The sequence below is a fragment of the Stieleria sp. genome (assembly GCF_041595215.1).
Taxonomy (GTDB): Bacteria; Planctomycetota; Planctomycetia; order Pirellulales; family Pirellulaceae; genus Stieleria; species Stieleria magnilauensis.
Window position 1 is genome coordinate 1 of sequence record NZ_JBFHKV010001200.1, and the last position, 2,415, is coordinate 2,415.

The 2,415-nt window shown below is 60.3% G+C and carries 2 protein-coding genes; one reads left to right on the top strand and one right to left on the bottom strand.

Annotated elements, in window-relative coordinates; genetic code table 11:
• Positions 1–391: 391 nt before the first annotated feature.
• Positions 392–1,255 carry an ABC transporter ATP-binding protein gene (locus tag ABX749_RS29660; protein WP_372899216.1) on the bottom strand — a complete coding sequence of 288 codons (864 nt, stop codon included), beginning with the start codon at positions 1,253–1,255 and terminating at the stop codon, positions 392–394.
• A 111-nt stretch (positions 1,256–1,366) separates the two neighbouring features.
• On the opposite strand from ABX749_RS29660, the gene ABX749_RS29665 reads away from it, so the two are divergent.
• The coding region (locus tag ABX749_RS29665) for a sulfatase (RefSeq protein WP_372899217.1) at positions 1,367–2,415 on the top strand (1,049 nt) is incomplete at its 3' end.

Here is a 2,415-nt window from a genome sequence, read left to right on the forward strand (position 1 = left end):
AACTTGAAGATCAAGCCGCTGTAGTGTGACGGAATCGTCTTCACCCCGTAGGGCATGCTGAGCACGCGCAATAACCCCTCGACCCCGGACGGGGTCGCAGCGAATCCATCTGCCGGCGGTGCCGCAGGCCGCCATTGCGAACGAGTTGATTGCGACACTTTTCCACTCGGTCCAGCCGAGTCCATGGGCTCTGGGGCCATTTGCTTCGACACCCTCCGGGGTCGCGTCGTGCGGGAGCACGGATATCCGGAGGTGTCGCTGCGCTCACCTCCGGCTACCGGCTTTGACCCCGCCGGGGTCATGCAACGTGCGACGCACTAAAGGTGAAACCCATCGGCCGCGAGAAACCGCCCCACGCGGCTAACGAATCCGCAAACCGCCGCTGCGAACCTCACCCCTGCGACAGTCCCACCATCTCCGAACGGTACCAGCCATCACGTCGCGCATCGACGTGTACGTCGGCACGGAATAACGACGAGATCCGCGGAGCGGTCAGACCGTCCGCCTTGGGACCGTCGAACGTCACGCGTCCTTGATCGAGCATGATGACGTGATTCATCGCCGGCGGAATCTCGTCGATGTGGTGGGTGACTAACACCATCGTCATCGCGTCTTGCTTGGTGATCGAATCGAGGATCTCCAAAAACAGGGCGCGGGCGGTCATGTCCAAACCGTTGGTCGGCTCGTCGAGCACAAAGATATCGGGATCGTGCACGATGGCTCGGGCGATCATCACCCGTCGTCGTTCACCGGTCGACAGCGTGCTCAGCGTGCGACCGCTCAGGTCCGACATCTTGACCGTCTCGATCGCGCCGGCGATGGCATCGGCCATGGCTTGATCCACGCGGGGGCCAAATTCTTTCAAACGTGTCGCTGTGAATCCGCTGGCGACCGCCTCGGTGACCGTCATCCGACCCGTCCGGCCGGAGCTGAACTCGTAATCCAACGCCGGCGTCACGATTCCCATGCGACGACGCAGCCGGCTGACCTCCCAATCGGATTCCCCCAAAATCAGGACCGTGCCCTGATGCCCCTGCGCTTCGACGGACGGATAAAAATCACGCGTCAGCAGTTTCAGCAACGAGCTTTTTCCTGACCCGTTGGGCCCCAGCACCGCGGTGTGGCGTTTGCGCGGGATGCGGACCGAGACCCCACGCAGAATGTGAGTCTGTTCCCGAAAGACCGACACGTTTTCGATTTCAATCAGTGGTGTGTCCAAGATGGGTGTCTGCTCCAAAAAAAACGAAAAACGCAAGACGGAATCAAATCCACCAGTGCCCGCGTCCAGCTTGTACAATATGAGCCACGCGGACCGTTTCGTCGTCCCCAGTCCCCCGCTTCCCACCTCGTATCCGCCCGATCCACCGTGAATCTTTTTCGATCGTCCCTGTTAAGAGTCATGCAGGTCGCCTGCATTGTTTTCGTTAGCTACAGCGCAGCGTCCTCGGCAGACCCGGACGCCGAATCGACGCCAGCGGCGCGGCCCAACGTGTTGATGATCGCCATCGACGACTTGAACGACTGGGTCGAACCACTCGGCGGCCATCCGCAGGTCAAAACACCCGCCATGGCTCGACTGGCATCCCGCGGCGTCACGTTCACCAACGCCCATTGTCAGGCTCCGCTGTGCAATCCCAGTCGAACCGCCATCATGACCGCGCGTCGTCCCACCACGACCGGCGTTTACGGGTTGAGGCCCTGGATTCGCGACGTTGATGAATTGTCCGGGCTGGTCACCATGCCGCAACACTTCAGCGCCCACGGCTACAAGAGCTTGATCGGGGGTAAGATTCACCACGGGGCAAACGGACGTCGCAACAAGCCCGCACAAGAGGCCGACGTGTGGGGACCGCCGTCGTCGGTCGGTGCCCGACCCAAACAGAAATTGATCGGCCCTACCCCCGGCGGCAACAATCCGCTGATGGACTGGGGAACGTTTCCGCACAAGGACGAAGACAAGGGTGATTGGGCGATCGCCAGTTGGGCGGTCGACCAGCTGGATGAGTTGTCCAAAACGCCCGACCAACCGTTCTTTCTAGCCGCCGGATTCTTCTTGCCGCACGTGCCCTGCTACGTGACGCAAAAGTGGTACGACATGTACCCGGAAGAATCGTTGATCTTGCCGCCGATTCGGAAAGGTGATCGCGACGACACGTCGGAATCGTCGTGGTACATCCACTGGTACCTGCCCGAACCCAGAACGAGTTGGTTGCGGGAAAACAACCAGCTGAAGAACCTGACGCGTTCGTATCTGGCGTCGGTCAGTTTCGTCGACAGCCAAGTGGGACGTATCTTGGATCAGTTGGACGCCTCCGGTTTGGCCGACAACACGATCGTCGTCTTGTGGAGTGATCACGGTTATCACATGGGCGAAAAAGCGATCTCGGGAAAGAACAGTCTGTGGCGTCACAGCAC